Source organism: Algibacter luteus (assembly GCF_030344935.1).
Lineage (GTDB): Bacteria > Bacteroidota > Bacteroidia > Flavobacteriales > Flavobacteriaceae > Arenitalea > Arenitalea lutea.
The window spans coordinates 2528764-2542779 of the sequence record NZ_CP128313.1 but is presented as its reverse complement, the minus strand read 5'-3'; the positions used below and the strand labels follow the sequence as shown (position 1 = coordinate 2542779).

At 32.3% G+C, this 14016-nt stretch carries 13 protein-coding genes; 7 read left to right on the top strand and 6 right to left on the bottom strand.

The features are described 5' to 3' along the window. Positions 1 to 410: 410 nt before the first annotated feature. The 3 genes from O5O44_RS10625 to O5O44_RS10615 all read left to right on the top strand — a co-directional run bounded on the left by O5O44_RS10625 (position 411) and on the right by O5O44_RS10615 (position 2868). A complete protein-coding gene (locus tag O5O44_RS10625) occupies positions 411 to 1184 on the top strand; it encodes a hypothetical protein (RefSeq protein ID WP_289194334.1) in 774 nt (257 codons plus the stop codon). Between the two features lie 40 nt (positions 1185 to 1224). Next, a complete protein-coding gene (locus O5O44_RS10620; RefSeq protein ID WP_289194333.1) occupies positions 1225 to 2247 on the top strand; it encodes a metal-dependent hydrolase in 1023 nt (340 codons plus the stop codon). Positions 2248 to 2421: 174 nt separating this feature from the next. Continuing rightward, positions 2422 to 2868 carry a hypothetical protein gene (locus O5O44_RS10615; RefSeq protein WP_289194332.1) on the top strand — a complete coding sequence of 149 codons (447 nt, stop codon included), beginning with the start codon at positions 2422 to 2424 and terminating at the stop codon, positions 2866 to 2868. Positions 2869 to 2908: 40 nt separating this feature from the next. Here the strand turns inward: O5O44_RS10615 and O5O44_RS10610 are convergent, their stop codons facing one another. Beyond that, the gene (locus O5O44_RS10610; RefSeq protein WP_289194331.1) at positions 2909 to 4111 is read right to left on the bottom strand and encodes an aminotransferase class I/II-fold pyridoxal phosphate-dependent enzyme; all 1203 of its coding nucleotides are present in this window, start codon (positions 4109 to 4111) and stop codon (positions 2909 to 2911) included. Positions 4112 to 4299: 188 nt separating this feature from the next. Between O5O44_RS10610 and O5O44_RS10605 the strand changes: the two genes are divergently transcribed. From O5O44_RS10605 to O5O44_RS10595, 3 genes are all read left to right on the top strand, one after another. Then, a complete protein-coding gene (locus tag O5O44_RS10605; RefSeq protein ID WP_019387557.1) occupies positions 4300 to 4758 on the top strand; it encodes an Lrp/AsnC family transcriptional regulator in 459 nt (152 codons plus the stop codon). A gap of 153 nt (positions 4759 to 4911) precedes the next feature. Then, positions 4912 to 5430, top strand: coding sequence for a hypothetical protein (locus O5O44_RS10600; RefSeq protein WP_289194330.1), 519 nt, complete (start codon positions 4912 to 4914; stop codon positions 5428 to 5430). 2164 nt (positions 5431 to 7594) lie between these two features. After that, positions 7595 to 8395: a sensor histidine kinase gene (locus O5O44_RS10595; protein WP_289194329.1), complete on the top strand. Its 801-nt coding sequence runs from the start codon at positions 7595 to 7597 to the stop codon at positions 8393 to 8395. On the opposite strand, the gene O5O44_RS10590 is transcribed toward O5O44_RS10595, so the two are convergent. From O5O44_RS10590 to panB, 4 genes are all read right to left on the bottom strand, one after another. After that, positions 8396 to 9775: an aldehyde dehydrogenase gene (locus O5O44_RS10590; RefSeq protein WP_289194328.1), complete on the bottom strand. Its 1380-nt coding sequence runs from the start codon at positions 9773 to 9775 to the stop codon at positions 8396 to 8398. It abuts the gene before it with no gap. 26 nt (positions 9776 to 9801) lie between these two features. Then, complete coding sequence (locus O5O44_RS10585) at positions 9802 to 10497, bottom strand: RluA family pseudouridine synthase (protein WP_289194327.1); 696 nt, start codon at positions 10495 to 10497, stop codon at positions 9802 to 9804. A gap of 28 nt (positions 10498 to 10525) precedes the next feature. After that, positions 10526 to 10879: a four helix bundle protein gene (locus O5O44_RS10580; protein ID WP_019387549.1), complete on the bottom strand. Its 354-nt coding sequence runs from the start codon at positions 10877 to 10879 to the stop codon at positions 10526 to 10528. Positions 10880 to 10952: 73 nt separating this feature from the next. Continuing rightward, complete coding sequence (gene panB / locus O5O44_RS10575) at positions 10953 to 11771, bottom strand: 3-methyl-2-oxobutanoate hydroxymethyltransferase (RefSeq protein WP_019387548.1); 819 nt, start codon at positions 11769 to 11771, stop codon at positions 10953 to 10955. Between the two features lie 117 nt (positions 11772 to 11888). Here panB and O5O44_RS10570 point away from each other — a divergent pair, with 117 nt between their 5' ends. Next, complete coding sequence (locus O5O44_RS10570) at positions 11889 to 12350, top strand: nuclear transport factor 2 family protein (protein WP_289194326.1); 462 nt, start codon at positions 11889 to 11891, stop codon at positions 12348 to 12350. 1 nt (position 12351) lies between these two features. On the opposite strand, the gene O5O44_RS10565 is transcribed toward O5O44_RS10570, so the two are convergent. Continuing rightward, positions 12352 to 13773, bottom strand: a complete 1422-nt coding sequence (locus tag O5O44_RS10565) for an L-serine ammonia-lyase (protein ID WP_289194325.1) — start codon at positions 13771 to 13773, stop codon at positions 12352 to 12354. Between the last annotated feature and the right edge of the window lie 243 nt (positions 13774 to 14016).

The window sequence follows — 14016 nt, the reverse complement described above, 5'->3', positions numbered from 1 at the left end:
TAATGTTACGATTTTCTATGTTTCTTTCAAAATGATGTGACTTATATTGATTTTATGCGTCGTAAATTTAGAAACCTCAAATATTTTATTGTTATGTTTTTTGCCTTATCATTGTTGTTTGCCTTTGTAGTATTGTACTTTATGATTTACAGTAAATCTGATTCTCAATCAAATGCAAATGATAGTCACAAAAAAAAATCTACGAAAGAAATTATTAAACCAGAAGCCTCTAATTTGGATATTCAGTCCGCGTTAATGCCTGATGAGTTATATTTTCTACGTACGAAATAATCTGAAAATCAAAGGTTTTTCACAGTATTTAAACTTTTTGCAACTGTATAATGCAAACAAATGTATTTAATGCCACACTTTTTTTGAATAATCATCGTTAAGTATTACCTTGTAAAACAATGAAAAAAATAGTCTCTCAGTTTTTTTTGTTATTATGTTTAAATTTGTTTGCACAGGTTGGGATAGGCACAACGAATCCGCTATCAACTTTAGATGTTAATGGTTCTTTATCTTTAAATATAATAACAACTTCATCCAGTCTCACACTAAATGATTCTCATCATACTGTAATACTGTCCGGAAATCCCACAATCACTTTACCTTTAGCGAATACTTGTTTGGGTAGAATATATTGTATTAAAAATCCAACTAGTAATGTTACCACGGTGTCTAATTTTACCAATTTGAATGGCATAGTAACTTCAACCATAAAAAGCAGAACTACAATTCAATTACAGAGTGATGGTACCAATTGGCAACAAATAGGCGAAAACAAAGTTGCGTACGAGAAGATTGTTATTTGGGCGGAAGAAACGGGTAGTATAAGTAATAACAATTCGCAATGGTCTTATGGAAATGGCGATGTTGGTTTTATTGGAATTCCGTTGCCTGAAGCATGGGAAGCATATGCCGTAAGTTTTCATGCCGACAATACTTCTAACGCATCAAATACATTGATAATGGGTATAGGCGATATTTCAGCAAATAACACTTTTACAGAACTTTTTAGGTTTACTGCTTCCGGTGCGGATGATAACATGTCTTACACCGAAGTTTTAGCGACACCTGTTGCAATCCCGTCAGGAACCACTTTAGGTTTCAGATCAATAACTGAAGTTGGCAATATTAATGGCGCCCGTGTGGCTGTATGGCTAAGACGAATTCCTCAATAGCTATTTATATAAATTAGTTAGTTAACTTTGCTAGCTAAATATGGATTCACTTACTCAAATTGTTTTAGGAGCAGCATGCGGAGAAGCTGTACTTGGAAAGAAAATAGGCAATAAAGCTTTGTTATTTGGTGCGATTGGAGGCACTATTCCTGATTTAGATGTTTTGGTGGGAAGTTGGCTTTATGGCAACGAAATTGATGCCATGTTGTTTCATAGAGGATTCATGCACTCTATTTTATTTTCAATTTTAGCAGCTATAATACTTGGTTGGCTTACCTATAAATTATATAATTCTGGTAAGCGTCGAAATTCTACAACGCTAAAAGACTGGATTAGTTTATTCTTTTGGTCGTTGTTTACACATCCTATTTTAGATTGTTTTACACCTTATGGCACCCAATTATTCGCCCCTTTTAGTAATTATAGGGTGGCCTTAAATAATATTGCAGTTGCAGATCCTGCTTACACGTTTCCCTTTTTAGTTTGCATGATAGCGTTAATGTTTTTTAAACGTACATCTTTAAAAAGACGTTTTTTGCTAAAAACCGGTATAGGTATCAGCTCTGTTTATATGCTTTTTACTTTTGGAAACAAGCTATATATCGATTCCGTTTTTAGAAAATCTTTAAAAGAAAGTCATATCAGTGCCACTAGATTTAGTACGCAACCAGCAATTTTTAATAATATATTGTGGTATGGAATTGCAGAAACCGAGAGTTCATATTATGTTTCTGATTATTCTCTAATGGATACGAAAAATAGCTTTTTAGACTTTAAAAAAGTTTCTAAACAACGCGATTTAAAACCTTCAGATTATAAAGACATAAAAGATTTAGCTTGGTTTAGCAACCAGTATTACAGTGTATATAAATTAGGTGTAAATGAATTTGAATATAATGACCTGAGATACCCGCTGTTAGATCTTGATAATCCTAATACATCTGTTTTTAGTTTAACGCTCTACGAAGATGGAAACAGGTTAAACATGAAACCCTTTAAACCTAAGTTTGAAAGTTTAGGTGATATTATTAATACTTTATGGATAAGGATTAAAGGTATCTAGAATCTGTTTTAAGTTTAATTGAATCTTTTGTTAACGTCTAATTTGACGTATAATGAGCTGTTAAAGGATAATACTTTATACTTTTATTTATCTGATTTCAAGATGTTTACGTTTGATTTGTGACCAAATTGTTATTTCGGGTCCAAATATTAAAACAATTAATCCATTATTAAAATGTCCTCATTTATTAATTTATTTAAAATATATTTTATATCCTTTTTTTCATTTTGGTCGGATGAAAATGTCGATCCAGTTTTAAATATTTATGTTAATAGCGAAGTTGTAAATCATATACCTGAAAATGATAAACCAGAGAGTTACAATCCCATTAAGAGTTTTAATAATAAGGCATCAAGAGTAATTGGTATATCGTCACCCAAAAGAAAATTTAGTAACCTAGAATTGGATTCTAAAATAAGCGTTCTTTATTTTAGGTTAAGAAAAAATTTAGAAACACTCGTTTATCTTTCAGAATTAGAATCCCAGTTTGATGATAAATTTGAATTATCACAAGTGATTCAGCAATATAATACCATTAAAAAGTCTATACAGGTTGATACCATTGAAATCTCAAATGAATTGGCATATTACAGAGCATTACAACATGATGCTTGTGCCTAATACTTACTTTTAAAAATTTAGTTGTGCTAATTGTCTATTTTTAATTCAGAATATTTAGCTTCACCATGCATTCATGCATCATTTGGTAAGTGCGTTCAATATCTGCGTCTAATCCAATAGAGAATCGAATTAATCCGTCACTTAAGCCCATTTCCTTTTGTTCATCTTCTGGAATTTCTGATGATGTAGAACTTCCCGGAGCACTAAATAAGGTTTTATAAAACCCTAAACTCACAGCAAGATATCCTAAATTATTGTTTTGCATAAGTTCCATTAATTCATTGGCTTTCTCTATTGAGCCAACATCTATGGTTAACATACCCCCGAAGCCGTAATCCTTATTCATCATAGTTTTAAATAATTCGTGTGAAGGATGCGATTTTAAACCAGGATAAACTGTTTTTAAACCATCAGCTTCAAATTTTTCTGCAAGATACAAGCCATTTTTACTGTGTTGTTGCATACGAATATGTAATGTTCTTAGGTTTTTCAAAATAGAAGCAGCCCTCAGACTATCCATAGTTGAACCTAAAAGCATCGAAGCACCATCATTGACATTACGTAAGTCATTTATAAATTCTTGAGTACCACAAACCACACCACCAACGGTATCACTAGAGCCATTAATAAACTTGGTTAAACTGTGAATTACAATATCTGCACCTAAGGTTGCAGGCGAAATTGAAAGGGGAGAAAACGTATTGTCTACTACTAATTTTAAACCATGCTTTTTGGCAATTTTAGCTAAACCATTAATGTCGGCCACTTCTAACAACGGATTACTAACAGATTCGCAGTAAATTATTTTGGTGTTTTTAGTTATTGCTGCTTCAACCAAATCAAGTTTTGTAATATCAACAAAGCTGGTGTTAATATTAAATTTAGGCGTAAAATTTTTAAAAAACGCATAAGTACCGCCGTATATGGTTCTGCTAGAAACGATATGATCTCCAGCGCTACAAAGTTGCATAATTACGGGTGTAATTGCGCCCATACCAGAGGCCGATACGTTCGCCGTTTCTGTACCTTCCATAGCAGCAAGGGCTTCCCCTAAATATAAATTTGAAGGCGAGGAGTGACGCGAATACAGATAGCAACCATCGGCATTTCCTTCAAAAGTATCAAACATCGTTTTCGCAGATAGGAAAGTGTAAGTTGAACTATCAGATATCGAAGGATTAACTCCTCCGAATTCGCCAAAATATTGGAGATCTTGAATGTTATTTGCGGGTTTAAATGCCATGATTTATAGTTTTGTAGTGTTGAATGGGTTAGAAAACAAATATTATTGAGTTCAAAATTGATTAATTTTAGATTAAAAAACAATATAAGATAGTAATTGTAGAAAATAAATCTAAAAAATGTATTATTTATAGATAATAAAATTGTAATTTACTTCATTATTACCTATTTTAAGGAATATATTCAACTATGATATTTGATGCTACAGATAAAAAATTATTAGAATTACTACAAAAGGATAGTAAACAAACCAATAAAGAGCTTTCTAATAATTTGGGGCTGTCAGTTACAGCTGTTTACGAACGAATAAAAAAACTAGAAAAAGAAGGATTTATAGATGGTTATATTGCGATTGTGAATAAACAGAAAGTTGAGCGCGATTTTGTAGTATTTTGTCATGTCAAACTCGTTCAACACAGTCAAGAGTTCGTTGTAAGCTTTGAGAAGGAGGTAAAAGAGTTAAACGAAGTATTGGAATGCTACCATTTAAGTGGCGATTATGATTATTTACTTAAGGTTTTAGTCAAAGATATGGCAGCATTTAGAGAATTTATGGTAAACAAATTAACGCGTATTAACCATATTGGAAGTACACACAGCATGTTCGTTATCAACGAAGTAAAACATAGTTATGCTATTAATTTATAAGCGATATAATATAATGTTGTAAAAAAGTTGTTCGACTGTTTGTTAAGTATTACGAATTACCAAAAAATCTTTATAACACAAGTATTCTTACAATAGTTAAATCTTTTTACTATTTTTAAGCAAGCTATTATTAACTAAACAACTTTTTAAAACATGAAAAAACTAGGACCAATTATTTTAGGAATAATCATAGGAGCAGTATTAACGTATTATTTTTGTCCGAGGCAATGTGATGATAAACCAACGATGCATGCAGAAAATAAAATACCCAAAGACACTATATCGGTAGCTGAAGCTAAATTGCTTAGCAAAAATTGGGAAGAACGAAATCCAACTGAAGTTGATTCTACTTTAGAAGTAGAAGGTTCAAAAAAGAAAATTCGTTCTGTATGGTGGTCTTTAGATGATGTTAATGCGTATTTAGCTTATGCCAAAGCAAAATCTGATACTTTAGGTTATACCATGACGGGTGTTCGAGTATATTTGGGTAATTACGGAAAAGTAAAAGACCCTATTAAAAAGAATAGAAACACGATGTTTATTGTTCCAACTGGGCCTAAAAACACATCAAAGGCAAGCAGTTTAAATCTATTATTACCTCCGTCTGATGATGATATTCCTGCACCGCCATTTAATGATGGAGGAGGAGGTGATGAAAACTATCCCCAATAGTAATAAGATTTTTGGAAGAAATCTTATTTGAATATAGAACTGAAATAACCAGAGTTGTTGAGTTAACGGCAACTATAACTGGAATTGTACTTTTTAAAAAATATAAGTATACTCATGCAAAGTATTTTATTTATTTTTTAATATATCTTTCTTTTGGTGATTTTGTTAGTACATACACCCATCATGTTAAAAATGATGGGTTTTTAAATTTTTTAGAAGGTACAATTTTAGAGAAAAACTATTGGTGGTCAACTTTGTTTTGGAAATTAGGCGCCATTTTATTTTTCGCTTACTATTACAACAAAATATTAAGGACGAAAAAGTTTAAATTAATTATAAAAGTTATTGGTTTAATTTTCTTAGTTTTTTCGATTATTTATATTGTATTAAATTGGGATGATTATTTTATTCGATTTTTTCCTTCTATAAATATTTTTGGTGCGTGTGTCATATTTTTTTGCACAGTATTTTATTTCATCGAAGTACTTAGAAGCAATAAAATTCTAATATTTTATAAATCGTTAAATTTTTATATCAGTTTTGCCATTTTTATTTGGTGGTTAATCATAACACCTATTGTTTTTTTCGATATTTATTTACTAAATAGAGATTTTGAATATATTCGATTGAGATATTTAATTTATTTAATTGCTAACATCATTATGTATTCAACTTTTACCTTTGCCCTAATATTCTGTAAACCAGATAAAACTGGAATAAATTAATCTTGTGGATGACTTCTTAATAAAAAACTACATACACATAACACATTTTGTGGAGATTCTTGCTGCGGTAACTGGAATATTACTTTTCAAGAAATATAAATACACATACACTAAATATTTTATATACTTTTTAGTGTTTATTGCTTTCGCTGAAATCGTGTCGATGTATACTTATTTGGTTGAAAATAACGGTATTTTAGGTTTTCTTAAGGACACGGTTTTTAGAAGAAATTATTGGTGGGGAACATTGTCTTGGAGTATAGGGGCTATTATGTTTTATTCCTTTTATTTTTTAAAAATATTAAAAACAAAGAAATTTCAACAAATCTTAAAAATAAGTCGCTATGCTTTTCTATGCTTTTGCCTCATTTATATAGCTCTTAATTTCAGTGATTTTTTTATCAGACCATTTCAAATCATTAGTGTACTCGGAGCCCTTATTATATTTATGTGTGCTATATTTTATTTTTTAGAAATTTTGGAAAGCGATACCGTTTTATACTTTTATAAATCTATTAATTTTTACATTGCAGCTACGATATTTTTATGGTGGTTAATAATTACACCTTTAGTGTTCTTTCATATTTATTTTAGGAACGTTGATTGGGATTTTATTCATTTAAAATGGAAAATTTTTCTGTTCTCTAATATTTTTATGTATTTAACTTTCACATTTGCCTTTATTTGGTGTAGTCCGGAGAAGGAACATAATCTTAAAGAATGAATGGTTTTTTAATTGAAAATTATTCTTTACTCACAAAGAGTTTAGAAATATTGGCAGCTGTAACTGGTATATTTGTTTATAGAAAATTTAGTAATTCAGTAGCTAAATATTTCATATACTTTTTAATTTATGTAGCCATTTTAGAATTGGTAGGAGGGTATATAATTTATGTGAGACCCGACGAGTTCTTGCATTTTCTTATGGGTACTTTAATTGAAAAAAACTATTGGTTATATACGATTTGTTGGAAAATTGGAGCCATACTTTTTTTTAATTTTTATTACTTTAAGATTATTGAAAATAACAGGTTAAAAACTGTTTTAAAATACACTGGTTATTCATATCTCGTGTTTTCAATAGTTTATATTATAGCGAACGGGAATAAATTTTTTCACATGTCTTTTCCAATTTTAAGTGTTTTTGGATCCATCATAGTGTTTACTTGCTGCACGTTTTATTTTATCGAACTCTTACGAAGTGAAAAAGTTTTATTTTTTTATAGATCATTAAATTTTTATATTTCAGTTGTGATATTTATTTGGTGGTTGATAACAACTCCTCTGATATTTTACAGCATGTATTATAGCTCAGTGGATTTGAGTAAGCCGTTTAGGCATCCAGAATTTTTTGGCGATTTGAATTATATAACTTTACAAAAAAAGATATATCTCTATTCAAATATGTTTATGTATTTAACTTATACCTTTGCTTTATTATGGTGCAAACCGCAGAACGATTAACAAGTACAGCCTCAGAGCGATATTTATTAGTGTATATGATTTTAGTTTTAATTATCATTACATCACTAGTTATTGTGTTTTTTGTGGTTTTTCAAAAACGAAAAAATAAACTTCTTCAAGAAAGGATAAAGCAACAACAAGCATTTGAAGCTGAAATTATACAGGCTCAAACGGAAGCTCAAGAACAAACATTAAAAAATATAGGTTGGGAATTGCATGATAATGTTGGGCAATTATTATCATTCGCAAGCATGCAATTAAGCATACTTAAAATGCAAGTTTCAGACGATGTTAAAGAAAAGTTTAAAGACACCACAGATGCCCTTAGCAATGGCTTGAAAGAGGTAAGATCGCTATCTAGAACATTAAATAATGATGTAATTTTGAATATTGGCTTTGAGAAGTCTATCACTAACGAGTTAGACCGACTTAAAAAAATGAAATTCACATCAGCTGAACTCAGAATTATAGGTGATAAAGTTGAGTTTAACGACCGAAAACATGAAATTATCATTTTTAGAATTCTTCAAGAGTTTTTGTCTAATTCAGTAAAATATTCTGAGGCTAAAAACATTGGTATTACGCTAGATTACAAACCTGAAAAAATAATTATTACTGCTACAGATGATGGTAAAGGCTTCGATATTAATGAAATAGAACAAGGTTCCGGGTTGATTAATATGAAAAGTAGAGCCCAATTAATTAAAGCTATTTTAGATATAAGTTCTAAACCCGGAAATGGGGTTAATCTCACCTTAGATTATCCTTTAGCTTAATTAGCCAAAATACTTAAATACTTTCTTTAATAACTTTAATTTGCTTTGGTAAGGAGCATACCTAAACGAAGGATCAAACCAAAGGCCTCGTTTAACAATTGGTTTTAAGTTTGAGAACTCATAAAAACCGTATTCGCCATGGTAATTACCAATACCACTGGCTCCAACGCCTCCAAACGGCAATTTATCGTTTCCGAAATGAATCAATGTATCGTTAAGAACGCCGCCACCAAAACTAAATTTATCTAGAACAGATTTAATAAAAGTTTGGTTTTTTGAAAATACGTAAAGTGATAAAGGTTTTTCTAAATTCCACATAATATGTTCAATATCCTCTTGGTTTTGATAAGGAATTATCGGTAATATTGGTCCGAATATTTCTTCTTGCATTATCGGACTAGAAAGCGATGGATTGTCAATTAAAGTTGGAGAAACATAACAATCTTCTTCCTTGATAACACCACCATATACTATCTTTTGACCTTCAAGTAGCGCAGCTAATCTTTTAGTGTTCTTTTGATTAATTATTCGAGGAAAATCTGGTGAAGTTTCAGGGTTTTCGCCATATCTTTTAATTATTTCTGTTTTTAAGGCATTTATGAGACGCTCTTTAATTTCTGTTTTTACGATAATATAATCTGGTGCAATACAAGTTTGTCCGCCATTGAGTAGTTTACCCCAAATTAATCGTCTCGCAACCAATTTTAAATTAACGGTATTATCGATTATACAAGGTGATTTTCCGCCTAGTTCTAGGGTTACAGGCGTTAAATGTTTGGCAGCAGCTTCAGCAACAATTTTACCAACCCTAGTACTTCCAGTAAAAAAGATATATTCCCATTTTTCGGCTAAAAGCGCTGTTGATGTTTCAACACCACCTTCAATAGAAATGGCTTGTGATTCCTCAAATACATTTTTAATTATTTGGGTTATAATTTTAGAGGTTTGCTTTGTTAATTCGCTTGGTTTTAAAACCACTGTATTTCCAGCGGCCATGGCCATAATTAATGGCTCTAAAGCTAATAAAAACGGATAATTCCAGGGGGCAATAATCAGTACCGTCCCGTATGGTTCTTTGTAAATAAAGTCTTTTGAAGGAAAGGTTAATAAAGATGCTGGAATACGCTGTGGTTTTGCCCATTTTTTTAACTTTTTAATGGCTAAGTTAAGCTGTGATATGACTAGCCCGAACTCACTTAAATACGCTTCGAAACCAGACTTTCTAAAGTCTTGATGAAGTGCGTTTAAAATAGCTTCCTCTTTTGCTAATATTTCAACCTTTAAGGCTTTTAAAAGTGAAATTCTATCTGAAACATCCTTAGTTTTCTGTGATCTAAAAAATGATTTTTGTGTTGCAACAATTTCTGGAATGGGTCTCAATTTTTTCTTTTAAAGATATGAAATATTTAAAGACAAGCATTCCATAATGCATCATCTGGTAATGGTGCATCAATGGAGATGTGTTCTTTTTTAACAGGGTGAATAAAGTCTATATGTTTAGCATGTAGGCTGATGCTTGCGTCTTTATTACTGCGGTCGAAGCCATATTTTAAATCGCCTTTTATTGGGCAGCCAATATTTGAGAGTTGAGCTCGAATTTGATGATGTCTGCCCGTTTCTAAATTCACTTCAAGTAAAAAATAAGAATCCAGTTTTTTAATGAGCTTATAATGAAGAATGGCTTTTTTGCTGTCTTTTACCTCTTTAGAATAGGCTGTAGATTTATTGTTTTTAGGATTCTTTTTTAACCAATTTATAAGTGTGTCTTCTTGTTTTGGTGGTTGGTTTTTAACTAAAGCCCAGTATGTTTTTTTGATGTCTTTTGAAAGAAATAATTTATTCAGTCTCGGTAAAACTTTGCTTGTTTTTGCGAATATGACGAGTCCGGTTGTTGGTCTGTCTAGCCTATGAACCGTTCCCAAATGCACGTTTCCAGGCTTATTGTATTTATCTTTTATATATTCTTTTACAACATCACTAAGTGGTTTATCACCCGTTTTATCGCCTTGAACAATATCGCCAGCTCGTTTATTTACTATGATAATATGGTTGTCTTCATGTAAGACCTGAAGGTTGTATTTGTTAGACAATACTTTAGACATTTTTAGACCTGTTAGATTTTTAGACCCGTTAGATTTTTAGGGTTGATTTAAATTTTGAAATCATTTTTATAATTTGTTCTATTTCGTTTAAAGCATTATTTAATTCAGTATTATCAATAAACTTTAAATCTGAAGAAATTAATAGTTGTGTTTCTATTTCGTAACAAGAACCTAAGGCTATTTGTAAAAACCTAGCAAAGTCTTTTTCCGAAAGTCTTGAAGAGCCTTCAGCTATATTTGAAGGAATGGAAACCGAAGCGCGCCTCAGTTGATTTGTAAGCCCAAATTTTTCTGATTCAGGAAATTTGGAAGTTAAACTATATATTTCAGAACTAAAAACTCTGCTTCTTTTCCAAATTTCTAATTCTTTGAATCTGTGCATCTATATTATCTAATTTATCTAATAATCTAGCAATCTAGCAATCTAGCAATCTAGCAATCTAATAAAGTCTAAACTAATACTGTTCACTTTCATTAGGGAAATCTTGAGTTTTTACATCATCAACATATTGCGAAATAGCTTTAGTCATTTCTTCATATAAATGTAAATATCTACGTAAAAATCTAGGGTTAAATTCATGTGTCATTCCTAGCATATCATGTAAAACCAACACTTGACCATCAACATGAGGACCAGCCCCAATTCCAATGATAGGAATACTCACACTATCAGCCACTTTTTTAGCTAATTCAGCCGGTATTTTTTCTAGTACTATTGCGAAACAGCCAATACGCTCCAGCATTTTGGCATCTTCTAATAAATCTTCTGCTTCTTGTTCTTCTTTAGCACGAACGGTATAAGTACCAAATTTATAAATGGATTGCGGCGTTAAACCTAAATGCCCCATTACAGGAATACCAGCGTTTAAAATACGTTTTATAGACTCTTTTATTTCGCGACCACCTTCTAATTTTACCGAGTGCGCACCACTTTCTTTCATGATGCGAATTGCAGAACGCAAAGCTTCTTTGGGGTCGCTTTGATAACTACCAAATGGTAAGTCTACTACAATTAAACAACGGTCTATAGCTCTAATTACAGAAGAAGCATGATAAATCATTTGGTCTAAAGTAATAGGCAATGTGGTTTCATGTCCTGCCATAACATTACTCGCAGAATCTCCTACTAAAATAACATCAACTCCAGCACCGTCAACAATTTTGGCCATAGTATAATCATAGGCAGTAAGCATAGATATTTTTTCGCCATTGGCTTTCATATCTACTAATGTTTTTACGGTAACGCGCTTGTATTCTTTTTTAGCTACAGACATTGGTTTTAGGTTTAGTTTGCACGTAAAAATACTAAATAAAGCAGATACTGTTAAACTTTTCTTTAAACTGAAGTTTGATTGTTGATTATCAGTTATTTTAGTTGGAAATTTAAATCTATGGCACGTATAATTTTTTATTTAGCATTTTTAATTTCGAGTACTTTATTTGGGCAAGTAGATGAAGGAACTCAAGTAAAAAATACAGTAAATACTTTTTTTGAAGGATTCCATAAGGGTGATACTACGATTATGAAATCTGTTATGGCAGATAAAATTGTATTGCAAACGGCTTATAGAAATAAAGAAGGAAAAGATATTTTGGTTAACGATGATATTCAAAAGCTTTTAAATGCCATTGCTAACAGGCCCAGCGACCAAAAATGGGATGAACGTTTGTTAGATTACAACATTCAAGTAGATGGAAATATGGCCAATGCGTGGACCCCGTATGAATTTTGGCTTAACGATACATTTAGTCATTGTGGAGTAAACTCATTCCAGTTGTTTAAAGATGGCGAGAATTGGAAAATTATTTATTTAATTGATACGCGCAGACGTTCCACTTGCGGTAAAGACTAATTTAGCAATCGGTTAAATAGACGCCAACCGCTAAACCACCTTCAGATGTTTCTTTGTATTTAGAATGCATGTCTTTTGCTGTTTCCCACATGGTATTTACAACCTTATCTAGAGGTACTTTTACATTTTCTGGATTGGTATCTAAGGCTAATTCAGCAGCATTTATGGCTTTTATGGCACCCATGGCATTACGTTCTATACACGGTATTTGAACTAAACCACCAATAGGGTCGCAGGTTAATCCTAAATGGTGTTCCATAGCTATTTCTGCAGCAACTAATACCTGCTCTGGTGTGCCTCCTAACAATTCGGTTAATGCTCCGGCAGCCATGGCTGAAGAAACACCTATTTCGGCTTGACAACCGCCCATAGCAGCACTTATCGTGGCTCCTTTTTTAAAGATACTCCCAATTTCTCCGGCTACTAACAAGAATTTTTTAATGTCTTCAAAATTCCCATCGTGGTTTTCAATTACTAAATAGTACATTAAAACGGCAGGAATTACACCAGCGCTTCCGTTGGTTGGAGCAGTAACTACACGACCTAATGATGCATTAACTTCGTTTACCGCCAAAGCAAAACAACTTACCCATTTAAGTATTTGACGAAATTTGACTTCGGTATCGCGGATGCTGTAAATCCATTCTACAGGGTTGTTATATGGTGTTTTACCTTTTAAATTTAAATGCATATCGTACGCACGCCGACGCACGTTTAAGCCACCAGGAAGATTACCCTCTGTATGACAGCCTAGATACATGGATTCCAACATGGTTTCCCAGATGCGTTTCAATTCTGAATCTATTTCTGTTTCTGAGCGAATGGATTTTTCGTTTTCAAGAACGACTTGCGATATGGATTGGTTTAAGTTTTTACAAAACTGCAGTAATTCTGTGCCCTTATCAATCGGGTACGGGAACGTACATTTTATTTCGAAATTTCTTTTGGAGTTTTTCCGTTCTTCTTTTACCACAAATCCGCCACCAATGGAATAGAATGTAGAGGTTATTTTATTACCATTGCAAATGGCTGAGAATTTTAATGCATTGGCATGAAAAGGCAAAAACTTTTTATTAAAAATAATGTCTGTTTTTGGATTGAAAACTAAATCCTTCTCATTATTAAAAAGAATGATATTGGTGTTTTTTATATCTGAAATGATTTCGCTAATCTTTTCTGTTGGAATGGTTTCAGGATTTGCGCCATATAATCCTAGTATAACGGCATAATCTGTGGCGTGCCCTTTTCCTGTTAGAGATAAAGAGCCGTAAAGGTCTACTGTTATTTTTTCAACGCTATCAAAATTATTGGCGGTTTTGAGTTCTTTAATCCAACGTTCTGCTGCGCGCCAAGGCCCTAGTGTGTGGGAGCTTGAAGGGCCAACACCAATTTTTAGCATGTCGAAAACTGAGATACACTCCATAATACGCAAACGTTATAGTTGGACAAATATAGATGGTTTTGCAGAGATTATATTTTATTTGACATGTATTTTTTCAAACGAACTCGCGCAAGGGATTGAACGACCTGTTTGAGCTCCCCGACTTTTTAGGAGGGAGCAAGTAGTGAAAGCCCGACCCTTGTGGTTGCGCCCCAGAAATGACAGGGTTAAGTGACGGAAAACTGAGACTGCGACTGCAAATTGATAAAAATATGACACTGTGTC

Bases quoted from the DNA above. Each gene is read 5' to 3' on its own strand.
- O5O44_RS10625 (WP_289194334.1), top strand. From the start codon at position 411: ATGAAAAAAATAGTCTCTCAGTTTTTTTTGTTATTATGTTTAAATTTG.
- O5O44_RS10620 (WP_289194333.1), top strand. From the start codon at position 1,225: ATGGATTCACTTACTCAAATTGTTTTAGGAGCAGCATGCGGAGAAGCT.
- O5O44_RS10615 (WP_289194332.1), top strand. From the start codon at position 2,422: ATGTCCTCATTTATTAATTTATTTAAAATATATTTTATATCCTTTTTT.
- O5O44_RS10610 (WP_289194331.1), bottom strand. From the start codon at position 4,111: ATGGCATTTAAACCCGCAAATAACATTCAAGATCTCCAATATTTTGGC.
- O5O44_RS10605 (WP_019387557.1), top strand. From the start codon at position 4,300: ATGATATTTGATGCTACAGATAAAAAATTATTAGAATTACTACAAAAG.
- O5O44_RS10600 (WP_289194330.1), top strand. From the start codon at position 4,912: ATGAAAAAACTAGGACCAATTATTTTAGGAATAATCATAGGAGCAGTA.
- O5O44_RS10595 (WP_289194329.1), top strand. From the start codon at position 7,595: ATGGTGCAAACCGCAGAACGATTAACAAGTACAGCCTCAGAGCGATAT.
- O5O44_RS10585 (WP_289194327.1), bottom strand. From the start codon at position 10,497: ATGTCTAAAGTATTGTCTAACAAATACAACCTTCAGGTCTTACATGAA.
- O5O44_RS10580 (WP_019387549.1), bottom strand. From the start codon at position 10,879: ATGCACAGATTCAAAGAATTAGAAATTTGGAAAAGAAGCAGAGTTTTT.
- panB (WP_019387548.1), bottom strand. From the start codon at position 11,771: ATGTCTGTAGCTAAAAAAGAATACAAGCGCGTTACCGTAAAAACATTA.
- O5O44_RS10570 (WP_289194326.1), top strand. From the start codon at position 11,889: ATGGCACGTATAATTTTTTATTTAGCATTTTTAATTTCGAGTACTTTA.
- O5O44_RS10565 (WP_289194325.1), bottom strand. From the start codon at position 13,773: ATGGAGTGTATCTCAGTTTTCGACATGCTAAAAATTGGTGTTGGCCCT.